Origin of the sequence: Arthrobacter sp. zg-Y1219 (assembly GCF_030125545.1) — a bacterium.
Lineage (GTDB): Bacteria > Actinomycetota > Actinomycetes > Actinomycetales > Micrococcaceae > Arthrobacter_B.
In genome coordinates this window covers 170,883-194,708 of sequence record NZ_JASKLY010000003.1, presented here as the reverse complement: position 1 = coordinate 194,708, position 23,826 = coordinate 170,883, and the positions used below count along the sequence as shown (strand labels likewise).

Annotated in this window: 17 protein-coding genes; 12 read left to right on the top strand and 5 right to left on the bottom strand. The window is 66.0% G+C overall.

What is annotated here, in order from left to right; translation table 11 throughout:
- Positions 1-192 precede the first annotated feature (192 nt).
- The 7 genes from QNO00_RS02060 to QNO00_RS02030 all read left to right on the top strand — a co-directional run bounded on the left by QNO00_RS02060 (position 193) and on the right by QNO00_RS02030 (position 11,627).
- Positions 193-1,566: a flavin-containing monooxygenase gene (locus QNO00_RS02060; protein ID WP_284023463.1), complete on the top strand. Its 1,374-nt coding sequence runs from the start codon at positions 193-195 to the stop codon at positions 1,564-1,566.
- Complete coding sequence (locus QNO00_RS02055; protein WP_284023462.1) at positions 1,556-2,506, top strand: bile acid:sodium symporter family protein; 951 nt, start codon at positions 1,556-1,558, stop codon at positions 2,504-2,506. The genes QNO00_RS02060 and QNO00_RS02055 overlap by 11 nt, the downstream gene beginning before the upstream one ends.
- Positions 2,503-3,501 (top strand): SDR family oxidoreductase, encoded by a 999-nt coding sequence (locus QNO00_RS02050; protein WP_284023461.1) that lies wholly within the window; start codon positions 2,503-2,505, stop codon positions 3,499-3,501. The genes QNO00_RS02055 and QNO00_RS02050 overlap by 4 nt, the downstream gene beginning before the upstream one ends.
- Before the next feature lie 333 nt (positions 3,502-3,834).
- Complete coding sequence (gene leuS / locus QNO00_RS02045; RefSeq protein WP_502862973.1) at positions 3,835-6,333, top strand: leucine--tRNA ligase; 2,499 nt, start codon at positions 3,835-3,837, stop codon at positions 6,331-6,333.
- 59 nt (positions 6,334-6,392) lie between these two features.
- Entirely contained in the window at positions 6,393-7,430 is a 1,038-nt protein-coding gene (locus QNO00_RS02040) for a DegV family protein (protein WP_229965588.1), read from the top strand.
- Positions 7,431-7,679: 249 nt separating this feature from the next.
- Positions 7,680-8,558, top strand: coding sequence for a helix-hairpin-helix domain-containing protein (locus tag QNO00_RS02035; RefSeq protein ID WP_284023460.1), 879 nt, complete (start codon positions 7,680-7,682; stop codon positions 8,556-8,558).
- A 486-nt stretch (positions 8,559-9,044) separates the two neighbouring features.
- The gene (locus QNO00_RS02030) at positions 9,045-11,627 is read left to right on the top strand and encodes a ComEC/Rec2 family competence protein (RefSeq protein WP_284023459.1); all 2,583 of its coding nucleotides are present in this window, start codon (positions 9,045-9,047) and stop codon (positions 11,625-11,627) included.
- A gap of 313 nt (positions 11,628-11,940) precedes the next feature.
- Here QNO00_RS02030 and QNO00_RS02025 read toward each other — a convergent pair whose 3' ends face one another.
- Positions 11,941-13,344: a hypothetical protein gene (locus QNO00_RS02025; protein ID WP_229965590.1), complete on the bottom strand. Its 1,404-nt coding sequence runs from the start codon at positions 13,342-13,344 to the stop codon at positions 11,941-11,943.
- A 785-nt stretch (positions 13,345-14,129) separates the two neighbouring features.
- Between QNO00_RS02025 and holA the strand changes: the two genes are divergently transcribed.
- Positions 14,130-15,167, top strand: a complete 1,038-nt coding sequence (holA, locus tag QNO00_RS02020; protein ID WP_502862970.1) for a DNA polymerase III subunit delta — start codon at positions 14,130-14,132, stop codon at positions 15,165-15,167.
- A gap of 151 nt (positions 15,168-15,318) precedes the next feature.
- On the opposite strand, the gene rpsT is transcribed toward holA, so the two are convergent.
- Positions 15,319-15,579, bottom strand: coding sequence for a 30S ribosomal protein S20 (gene rpsT / locus QNO00_RS02015; protein WP_210229171.1), 261 nt, complete (start codon positions 15,577-15,579; stop codon positions 15,319-15,321).
- A 217-nt stretch (positions 15,580-15,796) separates the two neighbouring features.
- Entirely contained in the window at positions 15,797-16,426 is a 630-nt protein-coding gene (locus QNO00_RS02010; RefSeq protein ID WP_284023458.1) for a type II toxin-antitoxin system PemK/MazF family toxin, read from the bottom strand.
- Between the two features lie 176 nt (positions 16,427-16,602).
- Between QNO00_RS02010 and lepA the strand changes: the two genes are divergently transcribed.
- Both lepA and hemW read left to right on the top strand, forming a co-directional pair.
- Complete coding sequence (lepA, locus tag QNO00_RS02005; protein ID WP_229965593.1) at positions 16,603-18,456, top strand: translation elongation factor 4; 1,854 nt, start codon at positions 16,603-16,605, stop codon at positions 18,454-18,456.
- Entirely contained in the window at positions 18,453-19,685 is a 1,233-nt protein-coding gene (hemW, locus tag QNO00_RS02000; RefSeq protein WP_284023457.1) for a radical SAM family heme chaperone HemW, read from the top strand. Before lepA ends, hemW begins: the two co-directional genes overlap by 4 nt.
- Positions 19,686-19,850: 165 nt before the next feature.
- Here hemW and QNO00_RS01995 read toward each other — a convergent pair whose 3' ends face one another.
- Both QNO00_RS01995 and QNO00_RS01990 read right to left on the bottom strand, forming a co-directional pair.
- Entirely contained in the window at positions 19,851-20,270 is a 420-nt protein-coding gene (locus QNO00_RS01995; RefSeq protein WP_284023547.1) for a DUF4870 domain-containing protein, read from the bottom strand.
- 221 nt (positions 20,271-20,491) lie between these two features.
- Complete coding sequence (locus QNO00_RS01990; RefSeq protein ID WP_284023456.1) at positions 20,492-21,334, bottom strand: DUF3097 domain-containing protein; 843 nt, start codon at positions 21,332-21,334, stop codon at positions 20,492-20,494.
- A gap of 202 nt (positions 21,335-21,536) precedes the next feature.
- Here QNO00_RS01990 and hrcA point away from each other — a divergent pair, with 202 nt between their 5' ends.
- Positions 21,537-22,550 (top strand): heat-inducible transcriptional repressor HrcA, encoded by a 1,014-nt coding sequence (hrcA, locus tag QNO00_RS01985; RefSeq protein WP_229965596.1) that lies wholly within the window; start codon positions 21,537-21,539, stop codon positions 22,548-22,550.
- Between the two features lie 133 nt (positions 22,551-22,683).
- Entirely contained in the window at positions 22,684-23,826 is a 1,143-nt protein-coding gene (gene dnaJ / locus QNO00_RS01980; protein WP_229965597.1) for a molecular chaperone DnaJ, read from the top strand.

Sequence of the window (23,826 nt, the reverse complement as noted above, 5' to 3'; positions counted from 1 at the left end):
TTTGCTTAAGCGGTAGGACTGCTGCAGCGGCAGGACTGAAGGGCCCCGGCGAATTTTCGCCGGGGCCCTTCGTCGTCCGCGCGCAGAACCCGGCGGCAACCGGCCGGGGGCGGTGTTTGACCCTTCCTGCCCTTTGTCGTAGCGTGCTGGCAGCATCAAAGGTGATGCAGGTCACGAAAGCGGGAATGAGTGTTGGAACCTACGGCAGGACGCGGGGGACTGCCGGTGGCGGTCATCGGAGCAGGACCCAGCGGGTTGGCGGCCATGCGGGCGCTGTCCCGCCGGGGGCTGGATTTTGTCGGCTTTGAACAGCACACCGATGTGGGCGGACTCTGGAACATCGAGAATCCGTCCAGCACCGTATATGAATCCGCCCATCTCATTTCGTCAAGAACCACCACCGAGTTCGCGGAATATCCGATGCCCGCGGGCACCCCGGACTATCCCGGGCACCGGCACCTGAGGGAGTACTTCCGCGGGTACGCGGACCATTTCGGGCTGCGCGGCTCCATCCGGTTCGGGACGCAGATCACCTGCGCCACGGAGGACGACGGCGGCTGGCAGGTGTCCTGGCGCAGCGCGGACGGGGAGGGCAGCGCCAGGTTCAGGGCAGTGATTGTGGCCACCGGCACGCTGCACACTCCTTTCGTGCCCGAGTTTCCGGGCACCTTTGCCGGCGAGATCCTGCACTCGGCGCACTATAAAAACCCCGCCGAGCTGGCCGGCAAACGCGTTCTGGTCGTGGGTGCGGGCAACAGCGGCTGCGACATTGCCGTGGACGCCGTGCACCATGCCGCGGCCGTGGACATCAGCGTCCGCCGCGGGTACTACTTCATCCCGAAGTACATTTTCGGCCGGCCCGCCGACACACTGAACCGGGGCCGTCCGCTGCCCCGGCCGCTGAAGCAGTTCATCGACAAGCGGCTGCTGCGGATGTTCACCGGCGACCCCCGCCGCTTTGGCTTCCCCGACCCGGGCTACCGGATCTACGAATCGCATCCGGTGGTCAACTCGCTGATCCTGCACCACCTGGGCCACGGCGACCTCCGGGTCATGCCGGACGTTTCCCGGCTCGACGGTCACACAGTGCACTTTCGCGACGGCACTTCCGGAGACTACGACCTCGTGCTGCTGTCCACCGGCTACGTCCTTTCCTACCCCTTCCTGGATCGGGCCCAGCTGGGCTGGACCGGCCCGTCGCCGTCGCTGTACCTGAACATGTTCAGCCGGCAGGCGGAAAACCTGATGGTGGTGGGCATGGTGGAAGCCTCCGGGCTGGGCTGGGAGGGCCGCTACCGGCAGGCCGAACTCGCAGCCGCCTACCTCGCCGCGCAGGCCCGTGCGCCCCAGCGCGCGGCCGGGTTCCGGAAGGCCCTGGCCGGACCGTCACCTGACATGACCGGCGGCTACAAGTACCTTGGGCTGGACCGGATGAGCTACTACGTCAACAAGGATGCCTACCGGGCCCAATTGGCCGCCCACCTGGCGCTCCTTGACCCGCCGGACCACCCCGGCGGCAAGAATGGGGCGCCGGCGCGGCAGGAGGTGGGCGCGGATGCCCATTGACGACGTCGTACTGAGCTTCACCCCAGCCTCGCTGATCGTCCTGAACGCGGTCCTGGCCCTGATCATTCTCGGAATCGCCCTGGAGGTCCGCCCGTCTGACTTCCGAACCGTTGCCCGCCATCCCAAGGCGGTGGTGCTGGGCATCGGCGCCCAATACCTGCTCCTGCCCGCCGTCACCGTCGGGCTTGCCCTGCTGCTGAAGGTTCCAGCCTCGATCGCGCTGGGCATGATCCTGGTGGCGTGCTGCCCGCCGGGCGGAATCTCCAATGTGCTGACCCACCGGGCCGGAGGCAATGTTGCCTTGTCAGCGTCGATGACCGCGGTATCCAACCTGGTGGCCATCGTGGTCATGCCGCTGAATGTGGCGCTCTGGGCGTCGCTGAACCCGGCCACTGACGCCCTGATGCGGGACTTTTCCCTGAACCGCGCAGAGATGCTGGTCCAGGTGCTGCTGATCATCGGGGTTCCCTTTGCCGTGGGGATGCCGCTGGCCCGTCGGTTCCCCGCCCTGACCGCCAAGGCCCTGCCGTGGGTGCAGCGGGTGGGCCTGGTAGCGCTGCTGGTGTTCATCGTCTCCGGCACGGCCAGCAACCTGGGACCGCTGCGCGAGCACCTCGGCACCATCTTCCTGGTGGTGCTGCTGCATGACGCCGTGGCCCTGGCCGTCGGTTACTGGACAGCCGCCGCAGCCCGGCTGGGGGAACCGGACCGCAGGGCCTTCGCCTTCGAGGTGGGGGCCCGGAACACCGGGCTGGGGCTGGGCCTGACCCTCACCTTCTTCGCCGGGCTGGGCGGCATGGCCATGATCGCCGCCTGGTGGGGGATCTGGGACATTCTGGCCGGCCTGCTGCTGGCCACCTGGTGGCGGCGGCGGGATGCCCGGAAAGCCGTCCGCGCTGGCGGTGCTGCCGGCACCACAGCCCGGGAGGGAACCGCGTGAGCCGGGTCTGCGTCACCGGCGGCAACGGCTTCCTCGGCAGCGCGGTGGTGGCCCGGCTGCTGGAGCATCCGCAGATTTCCCACGTCCTGTCCCTGGACATCAGGGAACCCGCCGCCGAACGCCGCCTCGACGGCGTTCACTACGCCCTGGCCGATGTTTGTTCCCCCGACGTGGGCCGGTTGCTGGCGGAGCGCCGGATCGACACCGTGGTGCATCTGGCGGCGATCGTGAATCCGGGCAAGGACACCACCCGCGAACAGGAGTTCAGGGTGGATGTGACCGGTTCCCGGAACGTGCTGGCGGCCTGCATCGACGCGGGGGTAAGGCATGTGGTCATTTCCTCCTCCGGAGCGGCCTACGGCTACCACCCCGACAACCCGGCGTGGCTGCGGGAAAACGATCCGCTGCGCGGCAACGACGAGTTTGCCTACAGCCGCCACAAGCGCCTGGTCGAGGAGGAGCTGGCCCGCTGCCGGCAGGAGCATCCGGAGCTGAAACAGACGATCTTCCGCATCGGCACCATCCTGGGGGAGCAGGTCCGCAACCAGATCACCGCACTGTTCGATGCGCCGCGGCTGCTGCGGGTTGCGGGCAGTGAGTCCCCGTTTGTCTTTGCCTGGGACACCGACGTCGCCGACGCCATGGTCCGCGCCGTGGTGACCGGGCGCAGCGGCATCTTCAATGTGGCAGGCGACGGCGCCCTGACCGTCCGCGAGATCGCCGCACTGCTGGGCCGGGGAACCCTCACGGTTCCCGGCCCGGTGCTGGCGGCGGCCCTGTGGCTGGGGCGCCGGCTGAAGCTGACCGTGCACGGACCGGAACAACTGCGGTTCCTGCGCTACCGCCCGGTGCTGGACAACACGGCCTTGAAGGAAGACTTCGGCTTTGCCCCCACGTACACCAGCCGTGAGGCGTTCCTGGCCTTCCGTGCCGCCCGGGATGCCGCCGCGGCGGCAGGGCAAGCAGTAACTGCCCCAGGGCGTCCTATCCGGTAGACGCACGGACGCCCCGCAAAGATACGCAAGGCGAAGGAACCGGCACACGCAGGACAGCTGCCGCCGTCGTCGTACCTTTTGCCTGCGGCCCGCAGTTTCCCCGCCCGCGGTTCGGCTGGTGTACGGGCGGTGCTGTTGTAAAGTGGAAAGATGAACGTTTCCCTCCTCCTTAGGTAGCCGCGCACCGTCCGTGCGCGGCCAAGCCCCTTGCTTGCCGAGGGGCTTTTGTGTGTCTGGGGGAGAGCGTCAGGAACTTGAGTTTTAAGCGGCGGGACCGGCACGGACCGGCAACCGCGGATCAACAGGATTTCTTTGAGGACAGAGGCGACAACAGTGAGTACGCAGTCACAGACGGATGAGTCTGAAGAGGCCGTCTACAGTTTTGCGGACATCGAGCAGAAGTGGCCGGCGGTCTGGGATGAGCTCGGCGTGTTCAAGCCCGCCGACGACGGTTCCAAGGAACGCCGCTACGTGCTGGACATGTTCCCGTACCCCTCCGGCGACCTGCACATGGGCCACGCCGAGGCGTTCGCCATGGGTGACGTCGTCGCGCGCTACTGGCGCCAGCTCGGATACGACGTGCTGCACCCGATCGGCTGGGACTCCTTCGGCCTGCCCGCCGAAAACGCGGCGATCAAGAACAACGCCCACCCCAGCGACTGGACCTACCGCAACATCGACACCCAGGCGGCGTCATTCAAGCGCTACGCCATCAGTGTGGACTGGTCGCGCCGGATCCAGACCTCGGACCCCGAGTACTACCGCTGGACCCAGTGGCTGTTCAAGCGCTTCTACGAGCGGAACCTGGCCTACCGGAAGAACTCCCCGGTCAACTGGTGCCCCAAGGACCAGACCGTGCTGGCCAACGAGCAGGTCGTCAACGGCGCCTGCGAACGCTGCGGCACCCAGGTCACCAAGAAGTCCCTGAACCAGTGGTACTTCAAGATCACGGATTACGCCGACCGCCTCCTCGATGACATGGACCAGCTCAAGGGCCACTGGCCCGAGCGCGTGCTGGCCATGCAGAAGAACTGGATCGGCCGCTCCGAAGGTGCGCACGTCCGGTTCAACATCGAGGCCGACGGCGACAAGCCCGCCGAGCAGGTCACCGTCTTCACCACCCGCCCGGACACCCTGTACGGGGCAACGTTCTTCGTCGTCGCCGCGGACGCGCCGCTGGCCGTGGAGCTGACCACCGACGAGCACATGGACGCCCTGCTGGACTACCGCGAGCAGGTCAAGGCCCTCTCCGACATCGAGCGCCAGTCCACCGAACGTTTCAAGACCGGCGTCTTCACCGGCCGCTACGCCGTGAACCCGCTCACCGGCGAGAAGCTGCCCGTCTGGGCCGCCGACTACGTGCTGGCCGACTACGGCACCGGCGCAATCATGGCCGTGCCCGCGCACGACCAGCGCGACCTGGACTTCGCCAAGACCTTCGACCTGCCGGTCCGCCCGGTCCTGGACACCGGGGAAGAGGATCCGTCCGTCTCCGGCACCGCCACCACCGGCGAGGGCACCCTGATCAACTCCGGAACCCTGGACGGCCTGCCCAAGTCCGAAGCCATCCCGGCCGCCATTTCCATGCTCGAGGAGCAGGGCACCGGCGAGAAGTTCGTCAACTTCCGGCTGCGCGACTGGCTGCTGTCCCGCCAGCGTTTCTGGGGCACCCCGATCCCGATCATTCACTGCGAAACCTGCGGCGAGGTTCCGGTACCGGATGACCAGCTGCCCGTTACGCTGCCCACCGGGCTGCGCGGCGAAGCACTGGCACCGAAGGGCACCTCACCGCTGGCCTCGGTGGATGAATGGGTCAACGTGTCCTGCCCGACGTGCGACGGCCCGGCCAAGCGCGACACCGACACCATGGACACCTTCGTGGACTCGTCCTGGTACTTCATGCGCTTCGTCTCCCCGCACTACACCGACGGACCGTTCGACCCGGAGGCCGCCAAGAACTGGATGCCCGTGGGGCAGTACGTCGGCGGCGTGGAACACGCCATCCTGCACCTGCTCTACGCACGCTTCTTCACCAAGGTGGTCCACGACATGGGCCTGCTGGAAGCCAGCGAGCCCTTCAGCTCCCTGCTGAACCAGGGCCAGGTCCTCAACGGCGGCAAGGCGATGTCCAAGTCGCTGGGCAACGGCGTGGACCTGAGCCAGCAGCTGGACAAGTTCGGCGTGGACGCCGTGCGCCTGACGATGATCTTTGCCTCCCCGCCGGAGGACGACGTCGACTGGGCGGACGTCTCGCCGTCGGGCTCGGCCAAGTTCCTGGCACGGGCCTGGCGCCTGGGCCAGGGCGTGACGAGTGAACCCGGCGTCGACTTCACCGCCGGCGACAAGAAGCTGCGCGCCTTGACGCACCGGACCATTGCCGACGCGACCGAGCTGCTGGAGAACAACAAGTTCAACGTGGTCGTGGCCAAGACCATGGAACTGGTCAACGCCACCCGCAAGGCGATCGACTCCGGCGTCGGCGGTGCGGATCCCGCGGTCCGCGAGGCCGCCGAGACCGTGGCGATCATCCTGAGCCTGTTCGCCCCGTACACCGCCGAGGACCTGTGGTCCCTGCTGGGCCGCCCGGCCTCGGTGGCGAACGCCGGCTGGCCGGCAGTCGATGAAGCCCTGCTGGTCCAGGACACGGTCACCGCCGTCGTCCAGGTCCAGGGCAAGGTCCGCGACCGGCTCGAGGTGCCCGCCAACATCAGCGAAGACGACCTGCGCGAACTGGCGCTGGCTTCGGAAGCGGTGCAGAAGACGCTCGACGGGCGCGGAATCCGCACCGTCATCGTGCGCGCGCCGAAGCTCGTGAACGTCGTTCCGGCGTAGGCTGGCGCACGGACGGACAGACCAGGCAGGCAACAACGGGCAAGCGGCACGGGGGAAAGATGAACGCGGACTGGCTGGAAAAGCTGAGCCAGCGAGCGAAACGGGGGCGGCTCCGCGAAGCCGGAGCCGCCCCCGCGCCCCGGGTCGGCGTGGTCACCGACTCCGCCGCCGCGCTGCCCGAAAACTGGGCCGCTTCCGCAGCAGTCACTGACCTGGTGCGGGTGGTTTCCATGCCGGTCATGATTGGCGACCAGATTTACGGCGAGGGCACCGACCGCATGATCGGTGCCCTCGCTTTGGCATTGGCGCAAGGCTCAGAAGTGCGGACCTCGCGACCGTCGCCGGGGCAGTTTGAAGCTGCCTACGCGGAGCTGGCTGCGGCCGGGTGCTCGTCAGTGGTGTCACTGCATCTGTCCGGCCACCTGTCCGGAACTGTGGATTCCGCCCGGCTCGCGGCGCGCTCGGCGGCCATCCCCGTGACCGTCATCGACAGCTCCAGCGTGGCCATGGGCCTGGGTTTCGCCGTCGTCGCCGCAGCGGAAACCGCGCGCGACGGCGGATCCGTTGAGTCTGTGGCTGCGGCGGCCCGGGCGGCCGCCCGCTCCGTCACCATCCTTTTCTACGTTCCCAGCCTCGAACAGCTGCGCCGCGGCGGCCGCGTCGGGGCAGCCGCGGGCTGGATCGGCACCCTGTTCGCCGTGAAGCCGATCCTGGTGGTGCGTGAGGGCAGGATCGTGCCGCTGGAGCGGGTGCGTTCCGCTCCGCGAGCCCTCCTGAGGCTGACCGAACTGGTCCAGCAGGACATTTCCGCCCGGACCGGGCGGGTGCGCGTTGCCGTGCACCACTTCGGCAACGAGGGCGAAGCCGAGCGCCTGGCCGGGACCATCACCGACGTTTCGCCCGATGTGGAACTGATGATCTGTTCGCTGCCCGCCGTGCTGGCCGCGCACGCCGGGCTGGGCGTGCTGGCTGTGGCGATAGCCGGAGAATCACCGGTGCCTCCGCCGGAACCGGGTGCGGGCCCCGGCGCCGGGCCTGAGGCTGGAACTCGACCGGGATCTGGTGGCGGAACCGGGCCGGGCCGCCCGTCGGCATAATCCGGCACGGGCCGAGTGCTCTTCGTTCTACCCTGCAGTTCTGCCCTGCACAGGTTCCGCAGCGGCTACACGGCAGGGCACCTAACTCACAGCGATGAATGTTCCCGCCCCCACCGTGCGCTGCCGTCCTAGCGTGAGGGCATGGCAGAACACCGCTGGGACACCGCACCCTCCGCCCCGAGGCTTTCGGCATCGTGGCTGAAAGACGATCACCCTGATGAAGCAGGGAAGGCCCCCAAAACTCCCGGCATGTCCGAAGCCCCCGATGGCATCGGTACTGGCCCGGGGGTCCCGTCAGGTCCGCCGCGGCGATGGCTCCTGTCCTTTCGCGCCGCGGTCCTTGCCGTCTGCCTGCTGATCGGAGTGGCCACCGGCCTGGCGGTTTTTAAAGGCGGTGGCACTCCTGCTGAAATCAGCAGCGTCGAGCTCGACCTGGACGGGTCGGATCCGGACGGCTCAGACGGGGATGGTGCTGCAGACAGCTCAGGCTCCGGCTCGGGCGCCGAGGACCAGACATCCGGCACCGAAGATCAGGGACAAAACCAGGCACACGGGCAGAACCAGGAGGACGAACAGGGCTCCGGAGCGGACGTCGGCACCCGCAGTGATCCAGCCAATGGTGCCCCAGGGCAATCTCCTGTTCCGTCAGTGCTGGTAATCCACGTCGCCGGGGCCGTGACGCATCCCGGCGTGGTGCGGGTGCCGTCCGGAAGCAGGACCGCTGATGCGGTGGACGCCGCAGGCGGAGTGATGCCGGAGGCAGACCTCACTGCCGTGAATCTCGCGGCGCCGTTGCAGGACGGAATGATGGTCGTCGTGCCCCGGGTGGGAGAGGCTGCCGTACCGCCGCCGCAGGGACCGGCCAGCGGGGCCGATGCCGGCACCGGCACCGGTGGATCAGGGACGGGATCTGGATCAGCAGCGGGCGGCGGGGCTGGGCTGCTCAACATCAATACTGCCTCGCTGCAGGAACTCGATTCCCTGCCCCGGGTTGGGCCTGTTATTGCCGAACGCATCATTGCCTGGCGCGAGGACCACGGCAGCTTCTCCCGTCCGGAGGACATTGATGCGGTGCCCGGCATCGGTGAAGCCATGCTTGCCGCCTTGCTGCCGCTGATCACGGTCTGAGGCCCGCAGATGTCGAAACCGGCACGCAGTTTTCCGAGGGGTGCGGGTGAGGAAGGGCCGGGTGAGTCTGGTTCGGGTCCGGGTGCGTCTGGTCCGGGTGAGCCGGGACTCGTTGAACCGGGGCGGGGTGAGCCGGGACCCGTCGAACCGGGTGAACCCGATGAACCGGGTGAACCCGATGAACCCGGGCCCGTCCGGCGGGGCAGCCGGTGGCATCGGTACACGGCCGCTGCGGTCCAGGGGCAGCTGCCGGCAGTCACTGCGGGCTCGGCCAATACGGCAGACTTCTCCAATTCACCAGACTCCTTCACTGCCGCAGGCTCGTCCACTGCAGCAGGCTCATCCAAAACTGCAGGCTCGGCCAGGACCTCCGGGCCGTCCGGAGCCTCACGGGCCGCAGGTTCGGGCCCCGCGTCCCGGCTGTTGCACCGGCTTCGCGTACGGGCGCGGGCATCGGATGCCCCGTCCGGCCTGCAGATACACCCATTGCTGGAGTTGCGTCTGGTGCCGGTGGCCGCCGCCGCCTGGATCGCGGCCGCCCTGGCAGTGCGTGCCGACCAGGGTGCGTCGGCCACGGCCGCCGGCTTCGGCCTGGCCGGCACGGCCTTGATTGTGGTGGCGATGGCTTTCCTGCTGCAGAAGCGCAGGTTCGCAGTGAGGCGGGCCGGCCCCGGCCGACCTTGGCCGCTGCTGAGGACCTTGGCCCGGGCCGCTGCCGTTCCGCTGGCGGCTGCTTCTCTGGTCTCCGTCTGCGCCGGGGCGCTCCTGGCGGAACGCACCGCCGGTCCCGTCGCCGCCGCCATCGCCGACGGAGCGGCGGTCACCGGCGACTTTCGCGCCGTAACCGATGCCCGGGCCGTCGCTGCTGACCAGTTCAGCGGAGACTCCCGATTCCTGGTGGAGACCGTGCTCGAGGAAGCGACCAGCGGGGGACAGCGGTTCACATCCGCCGCAACGGTTCTGGTGATTGGCAACAGCGGCTACGGGAGCATCCATCTGGGTGACACGTTCAGCGCGGCGGGGAACCTGCAGGCGACCGCGCCGGGAGAGCGTTCCGTGGCCGTGCTGTATGCAAACGGGCAGCCTCGCGTGGAACCCGCCGGCGGCTGGTATGGGCAGACCGCCCGGATTCGAACCACTTTTGCCGCTGCTGCCGGCCAGTACTCCGGTGTCGTGGGAACGGATGCTGCGGGCCTGCTGCCGGGCATGGCCCTGGGGGACCGGAGCACCCTCGATGCGTCATTGGAAAGTGCAATGAAAAACACCGGACTAACGCATATTGTTGCGGTCTCCGGGGCCAACTGCGGATTTTTACTCGCCTTCGTCTTTCTGCTGGCCCGCTCGGTGCGGTTGCCGCGGAGTGTTGCAGCAGCCGCCGGAGTGCTGGCGCTGCTCGGATTCGTCCTTGTCGTCAGGCCCGATGCCAGCGTTCTGCGGGCGGCAGTGATGGGCAGCCTGGGAACGCTTGCAGTGCTGACGGGGCGGGGAAAGCTGCCGGCAGCCTTGCTGTGCCTGTCCATCACCGTCCTGCTGGCCGTGGATCCCTGGCTGAGCGGCAGCTACGCCTTCATCCTCTCCGTACTGGCGACTGCCGGGCTGATCCTGCTGGGACCTCGCCTGACCGAGCTCCTCTCCCGGCGCCTGCCCTGGTCATTGGCTGCTGCCCTGGCCGTGCCTCTGGCCGCGCAGTTCTTTTGCTCTCCTGTCCTTGTGCTGCTGCAGCCTCAGGTTCCGGTTTTCTCGCTGCCGGCAAATGTTGCAGTTGCGCCAGTGGTACCTCTGGTGACGGTGGCCGGGATGGCAGCAGCCGTCCTTGCGGCCACTGTTCCGGCGCTGGCGGTCCCGTTCCTGCTGGCAGCCGGGGCAGGAGCAGCTTGGACCGCGTTTGTTGCCCGATCCTTCAGCACGCTGCCGGGATCACTGCTGCCCTGGCCGGCGGGTGCACCCGGAGTCCTTCTCATGGCGGCCGCGGCCGGTGCCGGCGTCTGGCTTCTCTGGCGGGCGGGGCCGGGTAGAGAGGAACGGACGGGTGGCGAGGAACGGACAGATGGCGAGAAACGGCGGATGGGTCGGCTGCTGTCCGGGCGTCGAGCCTCGGGCCGCACCCACCGGCGGCCGGACGCGGCGTGGGAGGAGTCGGGGAGGGATGCCGCGACGGGGTGGCGGAAAACGGTACCGGCAGCAGCCCTCCTTCTGCTGCTGCCGCCCGCAGCATCGGCCGCCTGGACCTATATGCTGCCCGGACCGGCCCCTCCGGGATGGACGGCCGCAGCGTGCGACGTGGGGCAGGGCGACGGCCTGGTGGTGCGGACAGGTCCAAACCGGGCTGTGGTGATCGACGCCGGCCCCGATCCGGATGTCATGGACCGGTGCCTGGATCGGCTGGGCGTGGAAACGGTGGACCTGTTCATCCTCTCCCATGCGCATCTGGACCACTATGGAGGATCCGCTGGCGTGCTGAGGGACCGGCAGGTGCACGGCATCGCCTATTCCACCGCGGAGCAGCAACTTTCCGGACCGCTGCGGGAGGAATTGGAAGGGGCCGGTGCAGAGATGGTCCACCTCACGGAGGGCATGGCCGCCAGGATCGGCACACTCCAGTGGGAAGTACTCTGGCCTCCCGGGAACGGTGCGCAGGCCACTGAGAATGACGCCAGCGCCGTTGTTCTGATCACGGTCGGCGCGGAGGACCAGCCGGACTCGAAAACGCAACCCGGCAGGCCACAGCTCACCCTGCTGCTTACCGGAGACATCGAGCAGGAGGCCGCAGCCGCGGTGTTGTCCCGGCATGCGTGGCTTGCAGCGGACGGCGTGGATGTGCTCAAGGTCCCCCATCACGGAGCCCGGAACGGCGGTACGCAGCTGATCGAAGAACTTCGGCCGAGTCTTGCACTGATCTCGGTTGGAGCCGACAACGACTACGGACACCCCGGCCCGGCGATTCTTTCCGCCCTGGAACGGGCCGGCACCGCCGTGGCCCGCACCGATCTGCTGGGTTCGATCGTCCTTCAAACGGACGGCACAACTGTGAAGGTTAGGCGGCTCGTTCGCCGTGCACTTCGCGGATGAGAATGGTCACGGCGGCTGAAAGGTGGTTTCACTAAAACGGGGCGCTCTGCTTCCTGGTGTGGCATGGCCTCATTGATCCATGATGATGAGTCCGTTCGGGCCGAGAAGGGGTCTCCCATACGCCACTTGGGCAATGAGGCGAAGCGCAACGCCTTGCCGGGCCTCCCGATGCCAGATGAAGGAACCCGTTCTCTATCGCACCCGGCTCACAGGGCCACGGATGACTGCCCGAACGTGATGACTGCCTGAACGTCTTGCCGCGTGAAGTTCACGGGAACCTTCGGCCAATTGCTCGGTGGCTGCGGTATCGCAGCTACAAGTTTGCCCCTGTGGGAGTTGGGGAAGAGGTCTGAGGCTGGGGGCCAGAAAGTCCTAAAAGATGGCGCAAGATGGTGTTCGCATCTTTGGTTCCCGTGGCGTGGTCCATCTGTTTGCGGGTCGTGCCATTGGGCTCGACGCTTGGTGCGTCATAAGTCCAGTAGCGGGTGTGAGGAAAAAACAGAAGCTTGTAGACCTTAGCTCTCCATCCGGTCAGCGACAGCCGTATGGGGATATCCCGCACACCTGGCCCGAATTCCGGAGCAACAGGTCCACCTACGGGATCGCCAAAGACTCGGGACTGCACCGGGAAATAGAGATTCGACCAGCGGGTTGGACCGAATGGTGCTCCAGAGTGTGCAACCTGCATGGTCCTTGTCTTGCCTCTTGTTTCGTAGGATCTTCCATGGAAAGATTTTTCGTCCCCCTTTCCGATAGTCGGTGGGCATCGCGGGTATTCGCGCTCATCCTGCCGTTGCCGGAGTTTTACAGAGCGTGTGTCAAGAAGAAGGGAAGCGTGCGCGAGAGGGGAACCAAGCGTGACGAAGTCTGTAACCAGCCAGCGGACCCCTCGTTTTCGGTTTTCCTCCCTGAGTCGTGCTTGGGCTTGTTGGTACTTGTCAACCTGGGATGGGCTGGGCAATTTGCCAAGCTTCTGCGCACGCTGGTCAAATACTCCAGCTTCGGGTTGGTTTCCATAGTGGGCGGAATCAGGGTGCCGGAGTTCATCCCAAGCCAACCGAAGCAGGTCATAACCAATGACGCTTCCCAGGCTGTGACCAACCACTATAATCCGGTCATAACGTCCGTCCTCGTGAAGCTTTCCCAGCAATTTCAAGCCGTCGGAGCGTATGTTATTGCGTGCTGTGACATTACGGGGGTGGGGTGTCAGATATCGTGCCGAATCTGCGAGATAACGGGTAAGAAACCGTCCTGCGATGATCTCGATTATCACAAGGCTCAGGGCTATTCGGGTCTGCCAGGACTGTAAAGCGCCCACTGGTCCTTTTGTAATTACCTGATCGGGTAGGGATATTCCGAGGAACAGTGCAATGAGGAGCCCTGCAACTTGTATGACGCCAACGATTCCTCGCAGGGTTCGGTTCAATTTCCAAAAAGGCTTTCGGAACACAAGTGTAACGGCCCAGCGGAGGGTCTCACGGAATTTACCGTCATCCATGTGGTGCGCCCAATACAGTTCGTAACAGTCGACCATTGGTCCATTATTAGTCTTTCTAAAAGTAAATCGGCGCAATTCAAAGGAACCAGATAGTCGGTCGGGTTTATTCCAATAATCGTGTGGCCGTAAGCCCCTAATAAAGCTACGCAGCGAGTCCATGGGGCGCTGCTCACCCATCCCGTGAATCAGGATGATGGCCTCTCGCTTCTTATCTTCCATGTGCATTGGCTCCTGGGCTTATGCTTGTGTCGGCTAACCCTGGTCGCAACCACCAAGACGTCCGTCGGCTTGGAAAAACGCTGGTCTTCCACTCCTGCGAGAAGCTATGCCACTCATAGCCGCCAGAAGTGCAGTGGGGCGAGCCATGTACTCCCGATGTCCAGCTCGGACGTCGCACGCGGAACGGTCTTCCGGTGGCTTCGTGGCGCGAGTCAACGTCAATGGGATCTTCCCAAAGCGAAGGTAGGATCGGCTTGAAAAGGCCAACCTGTGCTGTATCGAACATACGAACCCCCGCAGTGTCATGCAGGTGACGCTGATGCAGGAGGCTACCCGACTGCAACGGGCGGCATCCGTGGTGGAAGGCTACGCCTACAGCCATGGAATGCGACACTAATCTGGCCAGAGACTGCCGTAAAAGTGTCAATTTTGCAGACTGACGTGTCCAGCAGACCTTGTGCAAGTCTTAGTGTGTGGTCAGAGGGGAAACCGCTTCGAGTCGACTGGAGGGTGCTTCCCGCAATCGGGATCTCGGTGTCCTATCAACACCCGATGGTCCGTCCTGCTGGAGCCGGCAGTTGTCGTCATCCCGGGTCGCTCAGCTTGCAATGAGTAACCAATTGGCGCTGGTGGGATTGGAGACGGAACAACGGTGTGACGCCGTTGGAAGGGTCCCGCCCGGTCTCACCGGGCATGCTCCGTAAGGCAGGCATCCGGGCGGGCAGGTAATGTTGGAGTGTTCCCCAAACGTAGTTCCGTTGTCTCATCCCAGGAGTCTGTTCGCTGTGAATCCGGCCGTCCCGTCAGCAAAGCGAAGCACCGCGAAACCTGCCGGCAAGTCGGCGGGAAAAACCGTGTCCTGGCGCGAGGTCGAACCGGCCCCGGTGGTGCTGCTCAGCGGCCCCGAGGATTATCTGGCCGGCCGGGCCATGGAACGGATCCGTGCGGCCCTGCGGCAGGACCGGCCGGACACCGAACTGGTCCGCCTCGATGCCGCAGCCTATGACGCCGGTGAACTGACCCTGCAGTCCAGCCCGTCGCTGTTCGGGGAGGCCAAACTCATTGAAGTCTCGAACCTGGCCACGATGAACGAGGATTTCCTGACCGACACCCTGGCCTACCTGTCAGATCCGGCTCCCGATGCCGTGCTTGTGATGCACCACGGCGGCGGAAACCGGGGGAAAAAGCTCCTGGACGCGGTGAAGTCGGCCGGAGCCGCCGTGGTGGAGTGCCAGCCGTTCAAAAAGGACGCGGAAAAGCTGGACTTCGTGTCGCAGGAATTCAAGGCTGCCCGCCGGCGGATCGATCCAGTGGCCTCGCGCGCTCTGGTGGCGGCAGTGGGGTCGAAGCTGGCGGACCTGGCCGCAGCCTGCCGGCAGCTGATCAACGACGCCTCCGGAGAGATCAGCGAAGAGCTCGTCGAGAAGTACTACGGCGGCCGGGTGGAAGCCACCGCCTTCAAAGTCGCCGACGCGGCGCTGGCCGGACGCGGCGGGCAGGCACTGTCCATGCTGCGCCACGCCCTGGACACCGGTGTCGATCCCGTCCCGCTGGTCGGTGCGCTGGCCATGAAGGTTCGGGCCGTGGCGAAGGTGGCGAACCTGCGCGGTTCGTCGGCCTCCATGGCCAAGGAACTGGGCATGGCTCCGTGGCAGGTGGATCAGGCCCGGCGTGATGCCCAGCACTGGTCGCAGGAATCCCTTATCAAAGCGGTCCAGGTTCTGGCCGAGGCCGACGCGCAGGTCAAGGGCGCCGGCCGGGATCCGGTCTACGCCGTCGAGCACGCGGTCACCGTCATCTCCCTGGCGGCTGCCGGGCGCTAATCCGGCCCCGGGCGCTGATCCGGCGTCCGGGACAGATTCTCCGGGACTGTTTTTCCGGGACTAGTGATCCCGGATTAAAGCTGGTTAAAGCAGTCTGGCCGGCCCCCGAAGGGACCGGCCAGACCGACAAGACTAAAGCAAAAACAACTGCTTAGAGCGCGTTGACCTTCTTGGAGATGGCCGACTTGCGGTTCGCTGCGTTGTTCTTGTGGATAACACCCTTGCTGACGGCCTTGTCCAGCTTGCGGCTGGCGTTGGCCACCGCTGCGACTGCTGCATCCTTGTCGCTGGCCTTCAGGGCAGCGTCAACGGAGCGGATTGCGGTCTTCAGCTCGGACTTCACCGAGTTGTTACGCATGCGCGCCTTCTCGTTGGTGAGGATGCGCTTCTTCTGGGACTTAATATTGGCCACTATATAAACTCTCTTTGTATTGCGGACTTGGTCGGTGAGGGAATTTCAGCCCAGACATTGACTGAGCGGCGTGGGGATACCGTAATGGCGCCTGAACTGAAGTGCCCGTCGACCTGCGCGGACACACAGCAATAAATGTTAGCAGAATTTGGGCACAACCGCCCGTTCGGGGTGGTCAGCGCATGACGGCGCGGCGGCACGTCCCGCCGCGGTGCCGTCAGTTCCGGGCAGCAAAAGCCTTTCGGACGCGTTCGAAAGCGGCGGGGGAGAGGACGGCGCCCTGGCGTCGGACGGCAGCGGGATCGAGCTGCAGCACGCGGTCCAGTTTGACCTCGCTCGGCCTGCCCTGCGCATCCCACGGCCCGGTTCCCACATCGACGTAGTCGGGATCGGAGGTGCGGCTGTTGCTGCGGTCCTTGGTGGTCATCATCAGGGCCAGCAGCCGGGACCCGGAGTGGCCGATGAGCAGCACGGGCCGGTCCTTGCCCTGCGAATAGTCATCCTCGTAGGGCACCCACGCCCAGACAACTTCCCCCGGATCGGGTGAGCCGTCCGGCGAGGGGGCGTAGACGGGCGTGACCTCCCCGCGGAAATCGCCGGGGTAAGCGCCCGTTCCGCCCGGCTTGGCGGCCGGCTGGGAGCGGCCCGCCGTCGGCGTCGTCGTCCGGCGTGCGGATTTTGACGCCGCACGGGACTGCGGTTTCTGCGGCGACGACGTCCGGCCGGCGGATTTGGGCTGTGCCTTGGGCTGGGTCCGGCTCTGCGTCGGAGAGGCGGTGCCGGAACGGGTGAGCAGGCGAAGGGCTGCGCGGGCAAGGGAAAGAAGAGAACGGTTGGAGAAGGACATCACCCCACGCTATTACCTTCTGCGGTTCCAGCACGGACAGGCAAACGTGGGAGACTGTTAATTCAGCAGTTAAAACCACCAGGAAAAACCGACGAACCGCGCCGAAGCCGGTTCCCGCACGCGGCCCCGCCGCCGCGGCCGCGTGAAGTCCTGTGAACAGTAAAGGAACCGCCACAGTGTCACCCATGGCCCGCTTCTCACCGGTGCCTGCCGCGACGGATCCGGCGATCATCAGAAACTTCTGCATCATCGCCCACATCGACCACGGCAAGTCCACCCTGGCCGACCGCATGCTCCAGTCCACCGGAGTTGTGGAGCATCGGAACATGAAGGCCCAGTACCTGGACCGGATGGATATCGAGCGTGAGCGCGGCATCACCATCAAGTCCCAGGCCGTGCGCATGCCGTGGGAAGTGGACGGCGAGTCCTACGCCCTGAACATGATCGATACCCCGGGCCACGTGGACTTCACCTACGAGGTTTCCCGCTCCCTGGCAGCGTGCGAAGGCGCCGTGCTGCTGGTGGACGCGGCCCAGGGCATCGAGGCCCAGACCCTGGCGAACCTGTACCTGGCGATGGAAAACGATCTGACGATCATTCCGGTCCTGAACAAGATCGACCTCCCGGCCGCGCAGCCCGAGAAGTACGCCGAGGAACTGGCGAAGCTGATCGGCGGCGATCCGGCTGACGTATTGAGGGTCTCCGGCAAGACCGGTGTTGGCGTCGAAGCCCTGCTGGACCAGATTGTCCGCGAGATTCCGGCACCGGTGGGCGACCCCAACGCTCCCGCCCGGGCCATGATCTTCGACTCCGTGTATGACACCTACCGCGGCGTCGTCACCTACGTCCGCGTCATCGACGGTTCGCTGTCCCCGCGCGAACGGATCCAGATGATGTCCACCCGCGCCAGCCACGAACTGCTGGAAATCGGCGTCAGTTCCCCGGAGCCCACCCCGTCCAAGGGCCTGGGCGTCGGTGAGGTCGGCTACCTCATCACCGGCGTGAAGGATGTCCGGCTGTCCAAGGTCGGCGACACCGTCACCAACCTGGCCAAGCCGGCCGAGAAGTCCCTCGAAGGCTACGCCGATCCCAAACCCATGGTGTTCTCCGGGCTGTACCCCATCGACGGCGCCGACTACCCGGTGCTGCGCGACGCACTGGAAAAGCTGATGCTCAACGATGCCGCGCTGGTATACGAACCCGAGACGTCCGCGGCGCTGGGCTTCGGCTTCCGGGTGGGATTCCTGGGCCTGCTGCACCTGGAAATCACCCGTGAACGGCTCGAGCGCGAGTACAACCTGGACCTGATCTCCACCGCGCCCAACGTGGAGTACGAGGTGACGCTGGAGGACAAGAAGGTGGTCACGGTGACCAACCCCAGCGAGTACCCCGAAGGCAAAATCAAAGAGGTCCGCGAGCCGATGGTCTCGGCCACGATCCTGGCGCCGAACGAATTTGTCGGCGCCATCATGGAGCTGTGCCAGTCCCGCCGCGGCGTCCTGGGCGGCATGGACTACCTCTCCGAGGACCGGGTGGAAATCCGGTACCGCCTGCCGCTGGCCGAGATCGTCTTCGACTTCTTCGACATCCTCAAATCCAAGACCCGCGGCTACGCGTCGCTGGACTGGAAGGCCGACGGCGAACAGGTCGCCGACCTGGTCAAGGTGGACATCCTGCTCCAGGGCGAACAGGTGGATGCGTTCAGCTCCATCACGCACAGGGACAAGGCCTACTCCTACGGTGTCATGATGACCGGCAAGCTGCGCGAACTGATCCCGCGCCAGCAGTTCGAGGTGCCCATCCAGGCGGCCATCGGCTCCCGGATCATCGCCCGCGAATCCATCCGCGCCATCCGCAAGGACGTGCTGGCCAAGTGCTACGGCGGCGACATCAGCCGTAAGCGCAAGCTGCTGGAAAAGCAGAAGGAAGGCAAGAAGCGCATGAAGATGGTGGGCCGCGTCGAGGTTCCCCAGGAAGCCTTCGTGGCAGCGCTTTCCTCCGACGAATCCAAGGACAAATCCAAGAAGTGACACCCAGCGCACTGCCCCTCGGAGACCCGGCACCCGCCGACGGACTCCTGCCAGCACAGGCCGCGGCCGGCGCAGCCGAACGGAACTTCGGGCTTTACGTCCATATCCCGTTCTGCGCCGTCCGCTGCGGCTACTGCGACTTCAACACCTACACCGCCACCGAGCTCGGCGGCGGCGCCTCGCAGGCCGCCTACGGCGGCACCGCGGAACAGGAAGTCCGCTTTGCCGCCCGTGCGCTGAAGGCCTCGGGCTTGCCGGACCGGAAGCTCGGCACCGTCTTTTTCGGCGGCGGAACACCCACCCTGCTGCCCGCCGAGGACCTGGCCGGGATCCTGAAGACAGCCGTTGACGCCTGGGGCCTGGAACCGGGCGCCGAGGTCACCACCGAAGCCAACCCGGACTCGGTCACCCCCGCGTCCCTGCAGCTGCTCGCCGACGCCGGTTTCACCCGGGTCTCCTTCGGCATGCAGTCAGCGGTCCCACACGTCCTGGCGGTCCTGGACCGCACGCACACGCCGTCGCGGGTTCCCCAGGCAGTGAAGTGGGCGCGCGACGCCGGCCTGAACGTGAGCGTCGACCTGATCTACGGCACGCCGGGAGAGTCCCTCGCGGACTGGGAAGTCTCCGTCAAGGAGGCGCTCAGCTACGAGCCGGACCACATCTCGGCCTACGCGCTGATCATCGAGGACGGCACCAAGCTGGCCGCACGGATGCGGCGCGGCGAGGTGCCGCCGATCGACGACGACGACCACGCGGACAAATACCTCATGGCCGACGAAATGATGACGGCCGCCGGACTGTCCTGGTACGAGGTGAGCAACTGGTCCCGGACACCCTCTGATCACTGCCGCCACAACCTGGCGTACTGGCGCAGCGATGACTGGTGGGGGATCGGTCCCGGCGCGCATTCCCACGCCGGCGGCGTGCGCTGGTGGAACGCGAAGCACCCGACCGCCTACGCGCAGCGGCTTGCGGCGGGGGAGTCGCCGGCGGTGGGGCGCGAAACCCTCGACGCCGACACCCGGTACGTGGAAGACGTCATGCTGCGCACCCGGCTTGCGGAGGGCCTGGAGCTGTCCCGGCTGAAGGATTCCGGCCGGCTCGCCGTCGCGGGCCTGATGGCCGACGGCCTGGTGGACCCGAGGGCTGCCCTGACCGGCCGCGTGCTGCTCACGACCAAGGGCCGCCTGCTCGCCGACGCCGTCGTCCGCCGCCTGCTGCCGGACTAGGACAGGCTGCCGGACCGGGACAGGCTGCCGGACTAGGACAGGCTGCCGGACTAGGACAGGCTGCCGGACCGGGACAAGAGGCATCCAACAAGAGAAGGACCCCGGGGGACGGCAGCGATGCCGGCCGGGGTCCTTCTTTTTTGGCCTGTCTGAGGTGAATGCCCGTTACGTGATGCGGCGCAGGTTCAGGCGGTACCGGTAAGGGCGCCCGCGGTTGACCTCGATGCCGGCCACCACCGAGGAAACGGCAATGATGACCCAGAGCAGGGCGTTAAGGATGGCGAAGACCCAGCCGATTACCGGAATGAAGGACAGCAGCCAAGCCACCAGGGCAACGATGGTGGGAGGCAGCGTGAAGTTCAGCGCTTCCTTGGACTCCTGGGCGGTGAAGGGGCCGCGGTCGCGGAAAACCAGAAAGATGACCAGGGCCGGGATGAAACCCAGGATGCCGCCGAAGTGCGCCATGGTTGCCCACTGCCGGTCCTCCGAGGCCGTCAGGGGCAGCGCATTGGCGGGCGCTCCCTGGTAGGCGGGACGAGCGCCGGAACCCCGGTCATCGGGCTGCGGGTGGTGGTTCTGACGGATGTTCGACACTGCTGTTTCCTTTGTGACTCTGGACGCCTTGGTCTTATGCCCTGGGGCCAATGCTTGGACTCGCGGTACCCGGTGAGACTGTGCAGATAAACCCGGTGAGACTGTGCAGATAAAACTGTGCAGATCGGATCGGATCGGTTTACTGCCCTGTACCTCAACTAGGTTACTGGCAACGGGTCCCGTCTCCGGTACCCGACGCGGCGCGCGGTTCGCTAGGGAACGGTCAGGAAGTCGATGACTTCCTCCACCCGCCCCAACAGCGAGGGCTCCAGATCGGCGTACGAGTTGACGCTGCCCAGCAGTTTCTTCCACCCCATCGCCACGTCCGTGTGGTCCCGGTGCGGCCAGCCCAGGCCCTTGAGGATGCCCGTCTTCCAGTCTTCGTGCCGCGGGACCACCGGCCAGGCGGTCAGGCCGATGGTCTGCGGCTTGATGGCCTGCCAGACATCAACGTACGGATGCCCCACAATCAGCACGTTTCCGCGCGCCCCGGGGACCGCCATGGTTTCGGCGGCGATGCGGGACTCCTTGGAGCCGGACACCAGGTGGTCCACCAGGATGCCCAGCCGGCGGCCGGGGCCCGGGCTGAAGTCCCGAACCGCGGCATGCAGATCATCCACTCCGTGCAGGGGCTCGACGACGATGCCTTCCACGCGGAGGTCGTCGCCCCACACCTTCTCCACCAGTTCGGCGTCGTGCTTTCCTTCCACCCAGATGCGGCTGGCCCTGGCGGTGCGCGCCCGCACATTGTCCACCCGGACGGAGCCCGACGCCGTCCGCCGGGACACGGGTGCCGCCGCCTTGACCGCCGGGATCACTTCCACCGGCTCGCCGTCGAGCAGGAAGCCGAAACCCAGTTCAAACGACTTGGTTTTTCCCCGCCGGTCCTCCAGCACCATCAGATGCAGTCCGCCGGACTTCTCCACCCGGACCACGGCTCCGACCCAGCCGCTCTGCACATCCTCGAGCACCAGACCGGCCTCTGCCCCGACCTTGGGGAGGGTTTTCCGGGCCGGAGCACTGATGTCCTGCGGTCCCCACGAAAAGTTGGACACGGGTGTTTTCCTCGCTTTGGTTGGTTCGCATGCAGCTGGCAAGTGCACGCCGCAGGCGTGCGCGGCTCGGGCCACTCAATGCTAGCAACGACCCTGATCCGTATTAGACTTAGCACTTAGGCATGGTGAGTGCTAACCGTCAGCCGCTCAACGGCCGACGCCGGTTGACCGCCGGTCCACCGTCAGCAAGGGAGGGAAAACCATGAGTGAACCACGCAGACTCGAGGTGCTCCGGGCCATTGTTGAAGACTATGTGCATTCGCGCGAGCCGGTCGGCTCCAAGGCCCTGGTGGAACGCCACCAGCTCGGGGTCTCCAGCGCAACCATCCGCAACGATATGGCTGCCCTTGAAGAAGAGGGCCTGATCGTTGCGCCTCATACTTCTGCCGGGCGCATCCCCACCGACAAGGGCTACCGCTTGTTTGTGGACAGGATCTCCGATGTAAAGCCCCTGTCCGCCGCCGAACGCAAGGCCATCTCCTCCCTGCTGGAGGGCGCCGACGACCTCGACGACGTCATGGAGCGGACGGTCCGGCTGCTGTCGCAGCTGACTAACCAGGTGGCCGTGGTGCAGTATCCGCATTTGGGCAACGCCAAGGTGCGGCACATCGAGTTTGTCCTGCTCGCACCCGCCCAGGTGCTGGTTGTCCTGATTTCGACGACCGGCCGGGTGGAGCAGCGCGTCATCACCATTCCGGACCAGGTCACGGAGCCGGACCTGCTGGATTTGCGGCAGCACTTCCTCGTCTCGCTCAGCGGCACACCGCTGACCCGGATCACCGGCCACCTGGCCGAATGCCTGGCCACGGTGCCGGCCCGCAGGCGGCGCAGTGCCGCCGCCCTGGCCCGGTGCCTGGAACAACTGGCCGGAATCAACCGCGAAGACCGCTTGGTCATGGCCGGAACAGCCAACCTCGCACGGTCCACCGTAGACTTTCCCCTGACCATTGGCCCGATCCTCGAGGCGCTGGAGGAACAAGTGGTCATGCTTCGGTTGTTGTCCGAAATGGAGCAGGACGCCCGGGGCGTTTCGGTCCGGATCGGACGGGAGAACCCGCACGGTTCGCTGTCGGAGGCATCGGTCGTGGCCACCGGCTACGGCCCGGACGCTTCGGCGAAGGTGGGGGTGCTCGGACCAACCCGCATGGATTATCCCAACACCATGGCGACGGTGCGGGCCGTGGCCCGCTACCTTTCCCGGATACTGAACAACTAGAAAACGTTAGACAATACAGCAGCAGTGCGCCGGTTCCCGGCCGTCCAAGGCGGCCGGAGCCGGCGGAAGTCTTCGCAAGAGAAGGCGAAACCGCAACACGGTTACTGCAAATTACAGGAAGCGATGTGCACGAGTGAGCGATCACTACCAGGTCCTGGGTGTCGGACGCGACGCAACGGGCGAAGAAATCAAGAAGGCGTACCGGAAGCTTGCCCGCAAGCTGCACCCGGATGTTAACTCTGCTCCCGGAGCGCAGGACGAGTTCAAGGCCGTGACCCACGCCTACGAGGTGCTGGCGGATCCGCAGAAGCGCCGGATCTACGACACCACCGGCAACGAGAACGGCAACGACAACGGTTTCGGCGGCGGCGCCGGCTTCGGCGGCCAGAGCTTTGGCTTCCAGGACATTTTCGACACCTTCTTCGGCGGAGCCGGAGCGGGCGGCGGCCGGGGCCCGGCCTCCCGCACGCGCCGCGGCCAGGACGCGCTGATCAATGTGCGCATCGATCTCAAGGACGCCGTGTTCGGCATCAACAAGAAGATCGACGTCGACACCGCCGTCACCTGCCCGACCTGCGACGGCAGCTGCTGCCAGCCCGGCACCTCGCCGCGGACCTGCGACATCTGCCACGGCACCGGCCAGGTGCAGCGCGCTGTCCGCTCCATCCTGGGCCAGGTCATGACCAGCGCCCCCTGCGGATCGTGCCAGGGGTACGGCTCGGTCATTCCCGATCCCTGCCACGAGTGCGCCGGCGAGGGCCGGGTCCGCAGCCGCCGCACGCTGAACATCAAGATCCCGGCCGGCGTTGCCACCGGCACCCGCATCCAGCTCGGCGGCCAGGGCGAAGCCGGCACCGCCGGCGGACCGCAGGGTGACCTCTACGTGGAGATCCGGGTTAACGCCGATCCCACGTTCGTGCGCGAGGGCGACGACTTGCACGCCACCCTGACGGTGCCGATGACGGCCGCCGCACTGGGCTCCTCGATCAACTTCGAAACGTTCGACGGCGACCGTGAAATTACGGTCAAGGCCGGCACGCAGTCCGGCGAAATCACCACCCTCAAGGGACTGGGCGTCACCCATCTGCGCGGTTACGGCCGCGGAGACCTCCTGGTCCACCTGCATGTGGAGACTCCGCAGAAGCTGGACGCGGAGCAGGAGGAGCTGCTGCGCAAACTGGCAAAGCTCCGCGGTGAGGAATACGCCGAGGGCCGCCTGGCCGGCAGCGGATCCGGCGTCTTCGCCCGGCTGCGGGACCGCCTGGGCAATCTCTGA

What these genes read in the sequence shown, in the direction of transcription:
- QNO00_RS02055 (WP_284023462.1), top strand. Translation starts at nt 1,556, where the DNA reads ATGCCCATTGACGACGTCGTACTGAGCTTCACCCCAGCCTCGCTGATC.
- QNO00_RS02040 (WP_229965588.1), top strand. Translation starts at nt 6,393, where the DNA reads ATGAACGCGGACTGGCTGGAAAAGCTGAGCCAGCGAGCGAAACGGGGG.
- hrcA (WP_229965596.1), top strand. Translation starts at nt 21,537, where the DNA reads ATGAGTGAACCACGCAGACTCGAGGTGCTCCGGGCCATTGTTGAAGAC.
- QNO00_RS02035 (WP_284023460.1), top strand. Translation starts at nt 7,680, where the DNA reads ATGTCCGAAGCCCCCGATGGCATCGGTACTGGCCCGGGGGTCCCGTCA.
- QNO00_RS02025 (WP_229965590.1), bottom strand. Translation starts at nt 13,344, where the DNA reads ATGGAAGATAAGAAGCGAGAGGCCATCATCCTGATTCACGGGATGGGT.
- QNO00_RS02010 (WP_284023458.1), bottom strand. Translation starts at nt 16,426, where the DNA reads ATGTCCTTCTCCAACCGTTCTCTTCTTTCCCTTGCCCGCGCAGCCCTT.